This is a genomic window from Psychrobacillus sp. FSL H8-0510 (assembly GCF_038008345.1).
Lineage (GTDB): Bacteria > Bacillota > Bacilli > Bacillales_A > Planococcaceae > Psychrobacillus > Psychrobacillus psychrotolerans.
The window spans coordinates 3,431,051-3,446,698 of record NZ_JBBOYZ010000001.1 but is presented as its reverse complement, the minus strand read 5'-3'; the positions used below and the strand labels follow the sequence as shown (position 1 = coordinate 3,446,698).

General features: G+C 36.6%; 13 protein-coding genes. 11 read left to right on the top strand and 2 right to left on the bottom strand.

The window, feature by feature from the left end; genetic code table 11:
- Positions 1-20 precede the first annotated feature (20 nt).
- Positions 21-1,400 carry a Na+/H+ antiporter NhaC gene (gene nhaC / locus MHI40_RS17485; RefSeq protein ID WP_340763753.1) on the bottom strand — a complete coding sequence of 460 codons (1,380 nt, stop codon included), beginning with the start codon at positions 1,398-1,400 and terminating at the stop codon, positions 21-23.
- A 173-nt stretch (positions 1,401-1,573) separates the two neighbouring features.
- Between nhaC and MHI40_RS17480 the strand changes: the two genes are divergently transcribed.
- The 4 genes from MHI40_RS17480 (at position 1,574) to hflX (ending at position 5,933) form a co-directional block, all read left to right on the top strand.
- Positions 1,574-3,205, top strand: coding sequence for an AMP-binding protein (locus tag MHI40_RS17480; RefSeq protein WP_445678331.1), 1,632 nt, complete (start codon positions 1,574-1,576; stop codon positions 3,203-3,205).
- An 83-nt stretch (positions 3,206-3,288) separates the two neighbouring features.
- Positions 3,289-3,807, top strand: a complete 519-nt coding sequence (locus MHI40_RS17475; RefSeq protein WP_340763751.1) for an RDD family protein — start codon at positions 3,289-3,291, stop codon at positions 3,805-3,807.
- Positions 3,808-3,901: 94 nt separating this feature from the next.
- The gene (locus MHI40_RS17470; RefSeq protein WP_340763749.1) at positions 3,902-4,648 is read left to right on the top strand and encodes a VOC family protein; all 747 of its coding nucleotides are present in this window, start codon (positions 3,902-3,904) and stop codon (positions 4,646-4,648) included.
- 13 nt (positions 4,649-4,661) lie between these two features.
- Positions 4,662-5,933: a GTPase HflX gene (gene hflX, locus MHI40_RS17465; RefSeq protein WP_340763746.1), complete on the top strand. Its 1,272-nt coding sequence runs from the start codon at positions 4,662-4,664 to the stop codon at positions 5,931-5,933.
- A gap of 180 nt (positions 5,934-6,113) precedes the next feature.
- Here the strand turns inward: hflX and MHI40_RS17460 are convergent, their stop codons facing one another.
- Positions 6,114-7,832 carry an ABC transporter ATP-binding protein gene (locus MHI40_RS17460; RefSeq protein WP_340763744.1) on the bottom strand — a complete coding sequence of 573 codons (1,719 nt, stop codon included), beginning with the start codon at positions 7,830-7,832 and terminating at the stop codon, positions 6,114-6,116.
- Positions 7,833-8,156: 324 nt separating this feature from the next.
- On the opposite strand from MHI40_RS17460, the gene MHI40_RS17455 reads away from it, so the two are divergent.
- The 7 genes from MHI40_RS17455 to MHI40_RS17425 all read left to right on the top strand — a co-directional run bounded on the left by MHI40_RS17455 (position 8,157) and on the right by MHI40_RS17425 (position 15,634).
- Positions 8,157-9,644: a peptide MFS transporter gene (locus MHI40_RS17455; protein WP_340763742.1), complete on the top strand. Its 1,488-nt coding sequence runs from the start codon at positions 8,157-8,159 to the stop codon at positions 9,642-9,644.
- 75 nt (positions 9,645-9,719) lie between these two features.
- Positions 9,720-10,565 (top strand): DUF6612 family protein, encoded by an 846-nt coding sequence (locus MHI40_RS17450; protein WP_340763740.1) that lies wholly within the window; start codon positions 9,720-9,722, stop codon positions 10,563-10,565.
- A 328-nt stretch (positions 10,566-10,893) separates the two neighbouring features.
- A complete protein-coding gene (locus MHI40_RS17445; RefSeq protein WP_340763738.1) occupies positions 10,894-11,850 on the top strand; it encodes an ABC transporter permease in 957 nt (318 codons plus the stop codon).
- Positions 11,837-12,793, top strand: coding sequence for an iron chelate uptake ABC transporter family permease subunit (locus MHI40_RS17440; protein WP_093537504.1), 957 nt, complete (start codon positions 11,837-11,839; stop codon positions 12,791-12,793). Before MHI40_RS17445 ends, MHI40_RS17440 begins: the two co-directional genes overlap by 14 nt.
- Positions 12,790-13,557 (top strand): iron ABC transporter ATP-binding protein, encoded by a 768-nt coding sequence (locus tag MHI40_RS17435; RefSeq protein WP_093537505.1) that lies wholly within the window; start codon positions 12,790-12,792, stop codon positions 13,555-13,557. Before MHI40_RS17440 ends, MHI40_RS17435 begins: the two co-directional genes overlap by 4 nt.
- A 121-nt stretch (positions 13,558-13,678) precedes the next feature.
- Complete coding sequence (locus MHI40_RS17430) at positions 13,679-14,716, top strand: siderophore ABC transporter substrate-binding protein (RefSeq protein WP_340763734.1); 1,038 nt, start codon at positions 13,679-13,681, stop codon at positions 14,714-14,716.
- A gap of 306 nt (positions 14,717-15,022) precedes the next feature.
- Positions 15,023-15,634, top strand: coding sequence for a phosphatase PAP2 family protein (locus tag MHI40_RS17425; RefSeq protein WP_340763732.1), 612 nt, complete (start codon positions 15,023-15,025; stop codon positions 15,632-15,634).
- Positions 15,635-15,648 lie beyond the last annotated feature (14 nt).

The window sequence follows — 15,648 nt, the reverse complement described above, 5'->3', positions numbered from 1 at the left end:
AATAGTGTATCACATCGACTTCATTTATTATAAGTAAGTGTTTTGCCAGTCAGTCCAAACAAAATGGTGAGCACCGGACAAAGTAAACAGAAGAAGGCAAATGGCAAGTAATCAATTGTTGAAACAGATAGTACGTCTGTTATGAAGATTCCACATACACTCCAAGGGACTAGTGGATTTACTACAGTCCCCGCATCCTCCATCACACGAGCAAGGTTTTTGTTTGCTAACCCAACTTTTTGGAAATGGGCTTGAAAGGTTTCGCCTGTCAATAAAATAGACAAGTATTGCTCCCCGATAAGTACATTCACTCCTATAGCTGTGAAAGCTGCAGCTGAAATGACCTTTCCTACACTCGTTAGTAGACTTTCTATTTTCCGTAGTAAACTTTGCACTATTCCTAAAGTAAATAAAAGCCCCCCCATACTCAAAGCCAGTAAGACTAAGGAGATAGTAAACATCATGCTAGTCATTCCACCTCTAGATAATAAGGAGTCAACCGCTTCTAAACCAGTTTGAGATGTATAGCCGCTAAATAGGATGTGTAATACTTCACTTGCTGTGAAAAACTGATGGAAATAAGCTACAGCTATTGCGCTTGCTGAAGTGAGAGCAAGTGCTAACATAGCAGGCACTTTTTTGGCAGAAAGTACAATGAGCAAAACTAATGGAAGTAATGAATACCAATGGACCATACCAGTTTGAAGTAGACCTTCTTTCAGTGTAGTTATTTGCTCTAATTGTTGAATTTCTTTGTTAGGCGAAAGTAATGCATATCCAATTATCGCTATAAAAAATGCTGGGATTGTCGTCCAGCCCATATTACGTATATGTTCAAACAGATCAACGCGAACTATAGCTGACGCTAGATTTGTGGTATCTGATAATGGAGACATCTTATCTCCGAAAAAGGCTCCTGAAACGATGGCCCCAGCAGTAATAGCCAATGAAATATCCATAGCACTTGCTATACCAACAAAAGCAACACCTACTGTGGCAACGGTTGTTAATGAACTGCCAATAGCAAGACCGATAACGCATGTTACTAAAAAGACTATTGCAAAGAAAAAATGAGGTGAAATCAATTGAAATCCTATATAAATAAGCGTCGGAATAGTACCGCCAATCATCCAGCTACTTATTAAAATTCCTATAAAGAAAAAGATGAAAACAGCGCCGAGTCCCGTTTTAGAACCTTCTATTAGTCCTTCTTCCAATGACTCGAATGGAACCCTTTTTAATAGCCCATAACCAATTAAAAGTAGAATGGCAAATAAAATTGGTAAATGTGGTACAGCATCAAATTTTATAATACAAACTACCATCAAAGAAACTATTAACAAGATTAGAAATAATGCCTCTCGAAAAGGAGGCGTAATTGTAGATGAAATTCGAAACATAAAATATCCTCCTAAACTAATTTTAACACTTTGGCGATTCAACGCTTTCAATCACTAAAGTAATTAGGATTTTACCAGGTTTCAACAAACTGTCAATCGGAAAAGGAAAAGTCTATTTCATCAGAATTTTGTGATAAAATAGAGTTTAAATAAACAATCAAGGGGTGATTGGTTTGTTAAATGAAAAAACAGTTGGGGAAATTGTGAAAGAAGCAGCCAGGAAATTTCCAGATACAGAAGCGTATGTGTATCCAGAGCATGGCATTCGAAAGACGTATAAGGAGTTTGACAAAGAAACGGATGAGCTTGCAAAAGCCTTTATCGGTATGGGCATTCAAAAAGGGGAGCATGTGGCCATTTGGTCTGACAATAAGAGAGAGTGGTTACTCAGCCAATTCGCAACAGGAAAAATGGGTGCCGTACTCGTAACAGTGAATACAAATTATCAAGAGAAAGAACTAGAATACTTGTTGCAACAATCAGATGCTACGACGCTCATATTATGCGAATCTTTTAAAGGAACTTCCTATTTAGATATTGTCCGTGCAATTTGCCCGGAAATTATTCATTCAGAAAAAGGCAATATTCTCTCAGAAAAGTTCCCCCATTTTAAAAGAGTCATAGTAATGACTGACAATGAGTATAAAGGTATGTATTCATGGGCGGAGCTATTATCACATGCAGATAAGGTGTCGGACGACACGTTGGAGAACGCATTGAAATCACTTCATAATGAAGAAGTGATTAATATTCAATATACTTCTGGAACGACTGGTTTTCCAAAAGGTGTAATGCTTTCGCACAAAAATGTAGTAAATAACGGACAACTCGTAGGCGACTATATATATTTAACAGAAAAAGATCGTCTTTGTATTCCGGTACCTTTTTTCCACTGCTTTGGGTGTGTAATGGGAACAATCGCATCTGTAACACATGGAACTACCATGGTCATTATCGAGCAATTTAATCCAGGTAAAGTACTTCAAATAGTTCAGGACGAAAAATGTACAGCATTGCACGGGGTACCAACAATGTTCATCGCAGAATTGAACCATCCAGATTTTAAGCAGTTTAAATTGTCTACACTGCGAACAGGTATTATGGCAGGCTCTATTTGTCCAATTGAAGTGATGAAAAAAGTGATCACCGATATGGGTGCAAGTGAAATAACAATAGCTTATGGACAAACAGAATCCTCTCCGGTCATTACACAAACGAAGACGGACGATCCTATTGAGAAGCGAGTGTCATCTGTCGGGAAGCCTCATCCTGCGGTTGAAGTGAAGATTATAGATTCACTTACAGGGGAAGATACACCAACTGGAGTCCCTGGTGAGCTTTGTACCCGAGGTTATTTAGTGATGAAAGGATACTATAAAAACGAACAAGCAACTAAGACAGCAATTGACCCTAATGGTTGGCTTCACACAGGTGATATCGCAGTGGTGGATGAGGAAGGGTATATAGATATAACGGGACGTATTAAAGACATGGTAATTCGTGGTGGAGAAAACATTTATCCAAAAGAAGTAGAAGAATTTTTATATCAGCACCCTAAGGTCCAAGACGTTCAAGTAGTTGGAGTACCTGATCCTAAATACGGAGAAGAGCTTATGGCATGGGTTATTCTAAAAAGCGGCGAACAGATAACTTCTGATGAATTAAAAGAATACTGTAAAGGGAAAATTTCATATCATAAAATACCAAAGTATATTGAATTCATAGAGTCATATCCAATGACAGCTTCAGGCAAAATTCAAAAGTTCCTCCTTCGTGAAATGTCTAAAGAGAAGGCCAAAGTATAATTCGTATTATTTCCTGGGAAATCGACAAATTTCATGTGAATAGAAAGGTAAGAAAACAAATCCATTACGAGGAGTAACTTTAAGTGAATGTGAATGCAACTTTCATAATGCGATTCAAAGCGTTTATGCTGGATTACTTGCTTATATTTGCCTACTTGAGTGTGCTTGCTGTCTTCAATATATTTGTATTTCCATCTGTACAGAGTTTGTTTATTAACTCACTTGTAGTTGCGCAGTTCACAGGATTTCTAATGGTAACATTGCCGGTTTCACTCTATTTTATTATTAGTGATTCAGTGCTAGGGAAACAGTCCGTAGGCAAGAGATATATGGGAATTAAAGTAGTCAATAAACATAATCAAAACCTTTCGATACTCCAGTCTGTTTTTAGAACCATTGTGAAATTTCTCCCTTGGGAACTTTCACATTATCTTGTGTATCGCCTGATTTACCTTGGAGATGCAGAAGTTCCAATTAGCTACTATGCAATTGGTGGAATTATCTATGGGCTTATGCTTGCTTATATCCTTACCGCTCTATTTAGTAAGCGTAAAAAATCACTTTATGACATGGTTGTCGAAACACAGGTTATTAAGGTGTGATCTTAGTAATTGAGAAGCATCAGTTTTCCGATCGATGCTCTTCATATTTATTGATATACTGATGGCATGGGAATTGTTGAAAGGAGGTGCTACGATGTATTTGGATCATATCGTTCATAGCGTTACAAAAGAACCGCTAGAGGTAGCGAAAGATTGGATGGAAAATGAAGTTCATACAGTAGTGGGTGGTCAACATACTCAATGGGGAACATACAACGCACTTCTTTATACGAAAACCAGCTATATTGAGTGGCTTTCCGTAGAACGGCAGGAAGTTGCGAACAACGCGGATCATCCTCTTATAAATCTTATGCTTCATGACTTGAAAACAAGTGGAGCAGGATTCAATACAATCTGTATCCGCACTACTAATATAGCTCATCTTAGTAACCAGCTAATGGACCAGGGTATAAAAACTTCGGGAGTTCTACATGCTGAGAGGAAGACAACTAGTGGATTAATACGTAAATGGAAAATGTTATTTATCCACGAGGAAGTTAGTAATGCTTTGCCTTTTCCGTTCTTTATAGAATGGGAGGAGAGCGATGAGGCTAGATATCACTCACTGCAAGAGGATGGAACAATAAATGCCAGTAATCTGAAGTTATCTATTACTGCTTGTGAGTTTCACGTTCGAGATCCAAGGGAAGTAATGAATAAGTGGAAAAATTATTTTCAACTAATCGAGTATGATGAACAAACATTACTTTTAGAAAATACACGATTAATATTTAAACAAAGTAAAATCGAAACAAAAGAGCGACTTGCAAGCATTGATATTGATGGTTCTAATCTACATAAAGAAATCACATATGAACAAGCAACTTATCGCTTTCTTTAAAAGGAGAAATTATATGGATGAAATAATAGAAAAGGCAATACTCGTAGCTGTAAAATTACAAAAAGATGAGCATTTTGAATACGGATTGGAAGAACTGCACAATTTAGCAGGGGCATTAGATGTGGAGGTAGTTGGGGAAGTAACGCAAAATCTTGAACGAGTTACCTCATCTCATTATGTGGGGACCGGTAAGGTAGAGGAGATTAGAAGCCTATATGAAGAAGCCAGAGCTAATCTAGTTATCTTCAATGATGAGCTTTCCCCATCACAAATTAGGAACTTAGAACGTGACTTGGACTGTAAAGTTATTGACCGTACTATGCTAATTCTTGATATCTTTGCTCGACGTGCAAAGTCTAACGAGGCTCAAATGCAAGTAGATTTAGCGCAACTTCAATATATGCTTCCACGTCTTGTGGGACTTAGAGCATCTCTAGGCCGACAAGGTGGGGGAACTGGCGGTGGATTTAAAAACCGTGGTGCTGGGGAAACAAAGCTAGAGCTGGATAGACGTAAAATTGAAGATCAGATTGCCAAACTCAAACGAGACCTCGAGCATGCAAAAGATCAACGTGAAACGCAGCGCAAGCAACGTAAGAAAAATGCAATTCCCGTTGTATCTTTAGTAGGTTATACGAATGCTGGTAAATCTACAATTATGAACCAATTGTTAAACAAAGTCGGACAAATGGAATCGAAGCAAGTATTTGAAAAAGACATGCTTTTTGCAACGCTAGAAACTTCCGTCAGACAGATTAAACTTCCGGACCAAAAGGAATTTTTATTAACAGACACGGTAGGTTTTGTTAGTAAGCTTCCCCATCATTTAGTAAAAGCCTTCCGTTCAACATTGGAAGAAGCACGTGATGCAGATTTACTTCTACACGTTGTGGATGTATCGAACGCAGAGCATCGCTTCATGATGGACGTAACGAACGACACACTTCATGCTGTTGGTGTTGAAGATGTACCTACTGTATTTGTTTACAACAAATCTGATTTAGCAGATATGAAATACCCACATATCGCAGGTGATAATATTTGGATTTCTGCGAAAGAGGGAGCAGGGTTGAATGAGCTGATAGAGATTATTAGAAAACATATTTTCTCTAATTATGTTAGTTGTTCCTTACTAATCCCGTTTGACCGTGGAGATATTGTATCTTACTTAAATGAGCATGCGTCAGTCTCCACTACTTCGTATGAAGAAGAGGGTACCGTTGTACAAGTAGAAATGAAAAAATCAGATTATGATCGTTTTCAAGAATTTTTATTTGTCCAATAGATAGCTGCAATGTTGTAGAGAAACACCCCAAAGTAACGAAGGATCATCGCAATGTAGTCAAGAATCACCGGAAAGTAACCAAAAATCACAGCAAAGTCGCAAGAACTAATAGAACAAATTAAAAAGTTGTCTCGCCGGTAGATATTCTACTGGGAGACAACTTTTTTGATTTCCTTAATATTAAACCTCTTGGAACTGTATGTTATGCAATCTAGCAAATATTCCGTCCTGTGCTACTAAATCACTGTAGGAACCATCTTCTTCGATTCCTTTTTCTGTTACAACAAGGACACGGTCGGCATCACGGATAGTTGCCAATCTATGTGCAATGATAAGGGTAGTCCTATTTTCGGCTAGCTCCATTAAAGACTTCTGGATAAACCGCTCTGTTTCCGTATCAAGAGCTGATGTAGCTTCATCCAGAATTAGAATTGGTGGATTTTTTAAGAACATACGAGCTATCGCAAGGCGTTGTTTTTGTCCACCTGATAGCTTAAGTCCACGTTCCCCGATTTGTGTATCATAACCTTCTGGTAGAGAAGCAATCATATCTTCTAAATGTGCCTTTTTGGCAGCGTCTCGAATTTCTTCCTCACTTGCATCTTGTTTACCATAGGCAATATTCTCACGAATAGATCCCGTGAACAAAAATACATCCTGTTGAACAATTCCAATTTGAGAACGCAATGATTTCATCGTAATATCTTGGATGTTCAATCCATCTACGGAAATCGCTCCTTCTTGAACATCGTAAAACCTTGGGATTAGGGAACAAATAGTAGTTTTCCCTGCTCCAGATGGACCTACGAATGCGATAGTTTCTCCTGCTTTAATAGACAAGTTAATATTATCTAATACAGGTTTATGTTCATCGTATCGGAAACCAACTTGCTCGAAATTTATATCTCCTTTTAAATGCTGAACAGTTAGGGCGTTTGGAGAGTCTTGAATTTCAGGATCCTGTTCAATTAGTTCTAAGAAGCGTTTGAAACCAGCCATTCCTTTAGGATATAGCTCAAGTAGTGCCGTTATTTTATCAACAGGTTTTATCAACACGTTGACATATAGTACAAAACTTACAAGTTCCCCGGTGGTAAGAGCTCCTTTGTATGTAAACCAAGCTCCGACAACAAGCACGACCAATGTTACGAGACGAGTTAACATATAAATACTAGAATGTGTACCGGCCATCACTTTATAGGCCACCAGCTTAGCTAAACGGAATTGTCCATTATCTTCTTTGAAACGGCCAATTTCAAAAGTTTCATTGGTAAATGATTGAACAACACGAACACCAGAAACACTGTCTTCCACTCGTGCATTTACATCTGCAATTTTTCCGTACATGTTTTTCCATGCTCTATTCATCATAATGTTACCGTACGTTGCCACGACGGATAAGATCGGCACCATGACAATAGCGATGATCGCAAGTTCCGGATTAATATTGTACATAATCGTAAAAGCACCGATTAATGTCATAATAGCGATGAACAAATCCTCCGGACCATGATGGGCAAGTTCACCAATATCAAATAAATCATTTGTAATTCGACTCATAATATGACCTGTCTTCGTATTATCAAAGAACCGGAATGATTGGCGTTGAACGTGGGTGAATAATTGCTGTCTCATATCGGTCTCTATATTAATGCCGAGTTTATGGCCAAAATAACTTACGACATACTGTAGAAAAGTGCTGAGGATAAATACTACCAATAGTAGGATACTGATTTTTGTTATCATGCTCCAATCCCCAGTAGGTAACAAGTCATCGATAAACCATTGAACTGCAACTGGATATGCGAGCTCTAAAATTGCGACAAATACAGCACTACTGAAGTCAATGATAAATAGTCGTTTATGCGGTTTGTAATATGAAAAAAACTTCTTGAGCATTTTCTTAGCTCCTTCCTTCTGTCATAACGACTATTATAACCAACAATTTCAAAAGTCGAAATAATTAAATTCGATAGAATAAATAAAATTCCAATTTCAGTCAAAATTTGCTCTGTATTTTATATTAGAACGTTGATATTACGCTGTTTTTTAGTAGAAATCTTCCTAGTTGAAATATAAAAGGTTTTTTGACAATTGCAAAAGGGCAGTTTATAATATGTGTCTTGTTAGTTTTATGGGCATTAGGTTACTTTTCATGTAATCCATTAATATGGCGATAGAGTGTATTCCTAATGTTTTCAAAATTAGAAAAGAGGTAAAAAAATGGCAACAAAAGAAGAGATAGTTAAATCCGTCCCTCAGAAGGGATTTTTTGGTCATCCGAAAGCATTACTATCATTGTTTTTCACGGAGTTTTGGGAGCGTTTTTCTTACTATGGAATGCGCGCAATACTAATCTACTATATGTATTACGAAGTAACGCAGGGAGGATTGGGACTAGAACGTTCTACTGCTAACTCCATTATGGCTGTGTATGGTTCACTAGTTTATATGTCTGGAATTATTGGAGGTTGGATAGCTGACCGCCTATTCGGTACGACGAAAACGGTATTCTATGGTGGGGTTCTCATCATGTTCGGTCATATCGTCTTGGCATTCCCTGGTGGTTTAACTACTTTGTTTGCCTCGATGGCATTAATCATCATTGGGACAGGCTTGTTGAAACCAAATATTTCAAGTATTATCGGGGATCTGTATTCTAAAGAAGATACTCGTCGTGATTCAGGTTTTAGCATTTTCTATATGGGGATTAATATGGGAGCGTTTATCGCACCTTTAATCGTTGGAACAATTGGTCTTGAGTATAACTTCCATTTAGGATTTGGTCTTGCTGCGGTCGGTATGGCAATTGGTTTAGTCGTATTTTTAGTAACTAAAAAGAAATATTTAGGGTTAGCAGGTACATATGTGCCAAATCCAATGGCAAAAGATGAACGTAAAAAAGTTCTAACTAGAATTGGTATTGCATTAGTCATTATTTTAATTGTTGGATTCATATTGATTCAACAAGGTATTTTAACAATTGATAGTTTTATCATGACAGTTTCTATTTTAGGTATTGTTATTCCTACCTTGTACTTTATCGTTATGTATAGAAGCAGTAAAACAACAGAGGATGAAAAGTCTCGCTTACTTGCATACATCCCATTATTTGTTGCAGCTATGATGTTCTGGGCAATTCAAGAACAAGGGTCCAACATTTTAGCACAGTATGCAGATGAACGAGTAGACTTAATGATTGGATCTGTTGAGATTTCACCTGCCTGGTTCCAATCTTTAAATCCATTGTTCATCATTGCCCTTGCACCAGTGTTTGCGTGGATGTGGGTAAAACTGGGAGACAGACAACCATCTACACCTAAGAAATTCTCATTTGGTTTGTTCTTTGCGGGGATGTCCTTCATCGTCATGATTATTCCAGCTTACTTCAACGGTACTGACTCTCTAGTTAGTCCTTTCTGGCTAGTACTGAGTTTCTTCCTTGTAGTATTAGGTGAGTTATTATTATCACCAGTAGGATTATCTGCGACCACGAAACTTGCACCGGGAGCATTCGCAGCACAAACGATGAGTTTATGGTTTATGACGAACGCGTCAGCTCAGGCTATCAATGCCCAAGTTGTTAAATTTTACTCACCAGAAAACGAAATTATATACTTCGGTGTTATAGGTGTAGTAGCTTTAGTAATTGGTTTATTACTCTATATAATGACTCCATTAATCCAAAAATATATGCGTGGCGTTAAGTAAAATTCAAAATAGTGAAACTTTATAAGTAATCATCCCGTAAAGTAAGTATCTTACTGAGAAGGGATGATTATTTTTATGAAGAAATGGACAGCTCTATTATCTATAGCAACCTTAACATTAGGCTTAGCTGCTTGTAACGAAACTGCAACACCCGTACAAGAAAAAGAGGTAACAGAAACTAGTAAACTTACTTTACAAGAAGTATATGACAAGTCAATGAAAGTTTCTGAAGAGTTAAAAAGCGTTAAAGGCACGATAGATATGAATCAGACGATGACAATGCCTAGTGAAGAAATGACTTTGGACATTAAGTCAGCGCTAGATATGGAATATATACTGGAACCAATGCAAATGCACCAAAAGGGCACAACGACAATGATGGGTATGGGTGAAGGAGGAGAGTCTCAAGAAACTGAGGTGGAGACTTATATTACAGAAGATGCAATGTATGTGTATGAAGGCACAACTGCACAATGGATGAAGTTCCCTCAGGAAATGGTAGACCAAATCATGAGTTCTGCAAACCAAACAGATCCAGCTACTCAACTGCAACCCTTACAGGAATATTTAGAACAAGTAGAATTTGAACAAGACGATGACACCTATATTCTAACACTGAAAGGCAGTGGTGAAGAGTTTACTGCCCTTGTGAAAGACCAGGTAGATGAAGCACTTCAAAATTTAACTGCAGGTGAAAATATTAACTTAGACTTTACGATTAACTCGGTTGACTACGTAGTCCATATTGATAAAGAATCGTATCAAACGACCAAATTAGATACAGTGATAGATATGGATATGACGATGGAAGGAGAAACGATTAATCTAAAAATGGATGCTAAAACAGACTTCTCTAAGTTCAATGAAATAGGGGAAATTGTCGTTCCTCAAGAGATTATTGATAGCGCTACATCAATTTAATAAAATAATAGAATAGGTTTTAGCTAATAGGCTGTTTCAATTGTTATGAAATTCGACAATTGAAACAGTTTTTTTAATTAAACCAAAGTAGGATAGGGTCGGATTAATATAGGGGAATAGTCACTCGTTCCTATATCTAAATGACAAACGTTTTCATTTAGACATTGACTTAAATAGTCAGGATGCTATAATTAAATTGATGGTAATTGATAATGATTTTCAATGCTGTTTATTATAAAAATATCTTCTATGTACAATAAATAAATGTTTACTCAGTGTGGAAGAAATTTCACTATCGTCTGAGAATAAAAGAAATATGGGGTTTAAAATGAGACTGTGGATGTTGATAGTTACAGTGATCATCCTGTCAGTTATTTCGCTATTTATTGGTGCGATTGACATAAAACCGAGTCATTTGCTTAATTGGGAATCGTTAGAGACACAGATTTTCTTAATAAGTCGTTTACCAAGATTATTAGCTATAATTTTAGCTGGCGCAGGGATGGGTATTGCAGGTTTAATCATGCAAAGTTTAAGTCGAAATAAATTTGTGTCGCCAACAACGGCTGGTACATTAGATGCAGCAAAATTAGGGATTATCATATCAATGGTATTCTTTACAGGTTTATCTTATATTGGACAAATCCTTTTTAGTTTTGCTTTTGCTTTAATTGGTACATTTATCTTTATGCAACTACTTGAGCGTATTAAGTTCAAAGATGCCGTGTTTGTTCCACTTATCGGGATTATGTACGGAAATGTTATTGGAGCACTATCCACTTTCTTAGCATACGAAGCAAACATTTTACAAAATGTAGATGCGTTTTTCCAAGGAAGCTTCACGTTAGTTGTATCTGGGCGCTATGAGCTTCTATATGTAGCTGTACCAGCGATTATTATTGCTTATATATATGCCAATAAGTTTACTGTTGCAGGTATGGGTGAGGATTTTGCTAAAAATCTAGGTTTAAGTTATCGAACAGTGTTGAATATTGGTTTAATAATTGTGGCTATTATTACGACAACAGTTATTTTAACTGTTGGTGTAATTCCGTTCTTGGGATTAATAGTGCCAAACCTTGTTTCTCTGTATTTAGGGGATAATTTGCGTAAAACGATACCCCATACTATTTTTATGGGTGCAGCATTTTTATTGTTCTGTGATATTATTAGCCGCTTAATCGTACATCCATATGAAATTCCCGTTAACACAACCGTTGCAGTAATCGGTAGTGTGATCTTCTTAATTATGTTGTTTAGGGGGAAAGCATATGCGCAAAAATAGTACGAAGCTAATTATATTAGCAGTTATTGCAATTATTTGTATGCTGTTATTTGCATTTTATAATATCCAAGGTGGGTTTAGTTATGCATTTCCGAAACGTTTAGAACGAATGTTTGCGATGGTAATTACAGGAACAGCGATCGCTTTTGCTTCTATAGCGTTCCAAACCGTAACGAACAATCGACTATTAACTCCATCGGTTATGGGTATTGACTCTATGTATGAGATAGTTCAAACGATTATTTACTTTGCGTTAGGATCGACTTCGATTTTTGTTGTAAGTCGCTACTTAAACTTTGGAGTATCCATTATAGCGATGGTTTTATTTGCTTTAATATTATACCGTTTCTTATTCCGTGCAGATAAGTATCCAATTTTTTTATTACTATTAGCAGGGATGGTTCTCGGTACGCTACTTGGAAGCTTAGGTACCTTTATGCAGGTAATAATTGATCCTGTAGAATATGAAAGTTTACAAGCTCGATTGTTTGCGAGCTTTATGAACGTAAAAACAGAGTTGCTATTTTTATCCGCAGGTATTTTAGTTTTAGCATTTCTTTATGGTTCACGCATATTACATAAGTTGGATGTTATGGCTTTAGGGCGTGACAATGCTATGAACTTAGGCGTTGACTATGACAAAATGGTATTACGTATTTTGATTTTATCTTCGATTTTAATAGCTGTATCCACAGCGCTAGTAGGACCGATTACGTTTTTAGGTTTAATAGTTTCTAACTTGGCATATCAATATTTTGCTACATACAAACATTCAGTCTTAATAATAGGTGCAAGCTTAATAAGCATTATTGCATTAGTCGGCGGACAATTTTTAGTGCTACATGTATTTAATTTAACAACAACGATTAGTGTCATTATTAACTTTATCGGTGGTCTTTACTTTATATACTTATTACTAAAGGAAAGTAGGAAAGCGGCATGATTGAGATTAAAAGGCTTTCTAAAAGCTTTGGGAAAAAAACTGTTGTCGAAGACGTCACTCTAAAAATTCACTCGAAAGCCATTACGTCCTTTATTGGACCTAATGGTGCGGGTAAATCAACGCTATTATCAATGGTAAGTCGATTGTTAGATGCGGATACAGGAGAAGTATTGTTAGATCAATCAAACGTAAAGAAAATGAAGTCTGATGCATTTGCAAAACGTGTTGCAATTTTGAAGCAAGCAAATCATTTTAATATTCGTTTAACTGTTAGGGAACTTGTAGCTTTTGGGCGTTATCCGTATTCAAAAGGCCGGTTAAACGCAGAAGATCACAAATTCGTTGACCAAGCGTTAGATTATATGAACTTAACAGATATGCAAGATATGTTTTTAGATGAGCTTTCAGGTGGTCAAAAACAGCGTGCATTTATTTCGATGGTTATTGCGCAAGATACTGAATATATTTTGCTTGATGAACCCTTAAACAATCTCGATATGAAGCATTCTGTACAAATTATGAAAATTTTGCGTAAATTGGTGGATGAGCTAGGTAAAACAGTTGTAATCGTATTGCATGATATTAACTTTGCCTCTGTCTATTCAGACCGAATTGTTGCATTAAAAAATGGACGTCTAGTAAAAGATGGTCCTACGGAAGAGATTATCAACTCAGAATCTTTACGTGAAGTGTATGATATGCACATTCCTGTTCAAGTGCAAGATGGATGTAGAATTTGCGTCTATTTTAATTCACACAATTAATTTTCAAGATAGTATTTGACAATTGAAGCAAACTAAATTAGAATTTGAGGTAGTTGATTGAGAATGATTTTCATTATCAATCAAAACTTGAAAGAGCATTTATTAGGAGGAGAAATTTAGAATGAAGAAATGGAATATAATTACTGCTGCTGCATTAGCATTAATGTTAGCTGCATGTGGATCAGAAGAAACAGAAACACCAAAGGCAACTGAAACAAACGAAGCAAGTGATACAGAAAAAGATGTAGCAGAAGAGTCGGCATATCCGATGACGGTATCTTCTTTAAGTACTGCTCGTGAAACAGAAGAAGGTGCTTCAGTTACTTTTGAAGATATTACATTAGAAGAAGAGCCTAAGCGCATTATCTCTTTAGACTACGGTTTCTTAGATACTCTTGATGCTTTAGGTGTTGAAGGTATCGTAGGTGTAGCAGCTAACGGTGGTCAAGGGAATATTCCAGAACACTTGAAAGAAAAGTATGCACCAAGTGATGAAATTGCTGATGTTGGTACTTTAAAATCTATTAACTTCGAAGCAGTTGCAGCTGCAGATCCAGATATCATTTTTATCTCTGGTCGTCAAACAGCCTTCTATGAAGAGTTAAAAGAAATTACACCAAATGTAGTATTTATCGGTTCAGATAACTCTAACTATATTGATGCAGTTTATGAAACAGTAGACTTAGCGGCTAATATGTTTGATAAAGTGGAAAAAGGTGAAGAGTTAAAAACTGCATTACAAGAAAAAGTAGATGAAGTGAAAGAAAAAGCAACTGGCTATGAAAATGCATTAGTTGCTATGTATAATGACAAAAAAATGTCTGGCTTTGATAACAGTGCAGAATCACGTTTTGCATATGTGTACAATGACTTCGGTTTCAAACCAGCAACAACTGATATTGAAGCATCTTCACACGGATCAGACTTTTCTTATGAGTCAATACTTTCAGTAGATCCAGAAGTATTATTAGTAATTGACCGCACAGTTTCGGATGTAGAAACGATTAAAGCAGATATCGAAAATGATATTATTAAACAAACTCGTGCTTATAAAGAAGGCAAAATCGTATACTTAGATGGTACGAACTGGTACTTCTCAAGCAACGGTGTAACAACTGAAACAGCAAAATTACAAGAAATCTTAGATGAATTAAAATAATTCATAGTAACCAGAACTACTCTATTCGTGTAAACGAGTAGAGTAGTTCTTTTTTTATACGTTTATGAGGATCGATAAGTCGGTATCATCTCTAACGTGCCATTTGATATCTTATCTGGCTCAATCATCCCGCCTGATTTTCCAACTTCTCATAATCTCCATCAGAATAACTCGATTAATAATTAGCCGGAATTCTGCCCGCAAGTCTTTCGAAGACTATAAACAGATTCTGCTTAAAGGGTAGGTATTCATTGTACATCCATATATTACTAGCTTATAATTTTGTTATGGGATAGGAGGGATTTTTTGAAGAAATGGTTTTATCCACTTAGTCTGGTAACATTATTAGGTTTTGCAGCACTGTTCGTATATTTCAATTCAAAAGAAATAGCACAGTTTGATAATCAAATGTCCCAAATATTTGGAGATAATAATATTATAGGATTTTTTCATAATTTCGGGGACACTAAATTTATTATATTTGTCACGCTGTTATTAGTTATTTATCTTTGGTTACGCTCAAAAAATTATCGAGGAATGCTTTTTGTTTTACTCTCTGTAGGGTTTGGAAATGTTCTGAATCAAATGCTTAAAAAGTGGGTGGAAAGAGAACGACCAGATATTCCACAACAGCTGGAGACCTTTAGCTTTCCATCTGGACATGCCATGGTGGGCCTTTTATATTTATTTACCATTGCCTACTTTTTAACAGAGCATCAGTCGAGTAAACCGAAACGAGTTCTAATCTGGTTAGTCGCTATACTTGCTACCATAATGGTTGGACTTTCACGGATTGCGGAACATAGGCATTATGCTTCAGATGTTTTAGCTGGGTGGATGATTGGGTATTCTTGGTTTGTCATCGTAGCATTGTGGTATGAATACAGAAACAGAGTTTTTAAAAAGTATACAGAGTAGAAACCTTTCCTCGT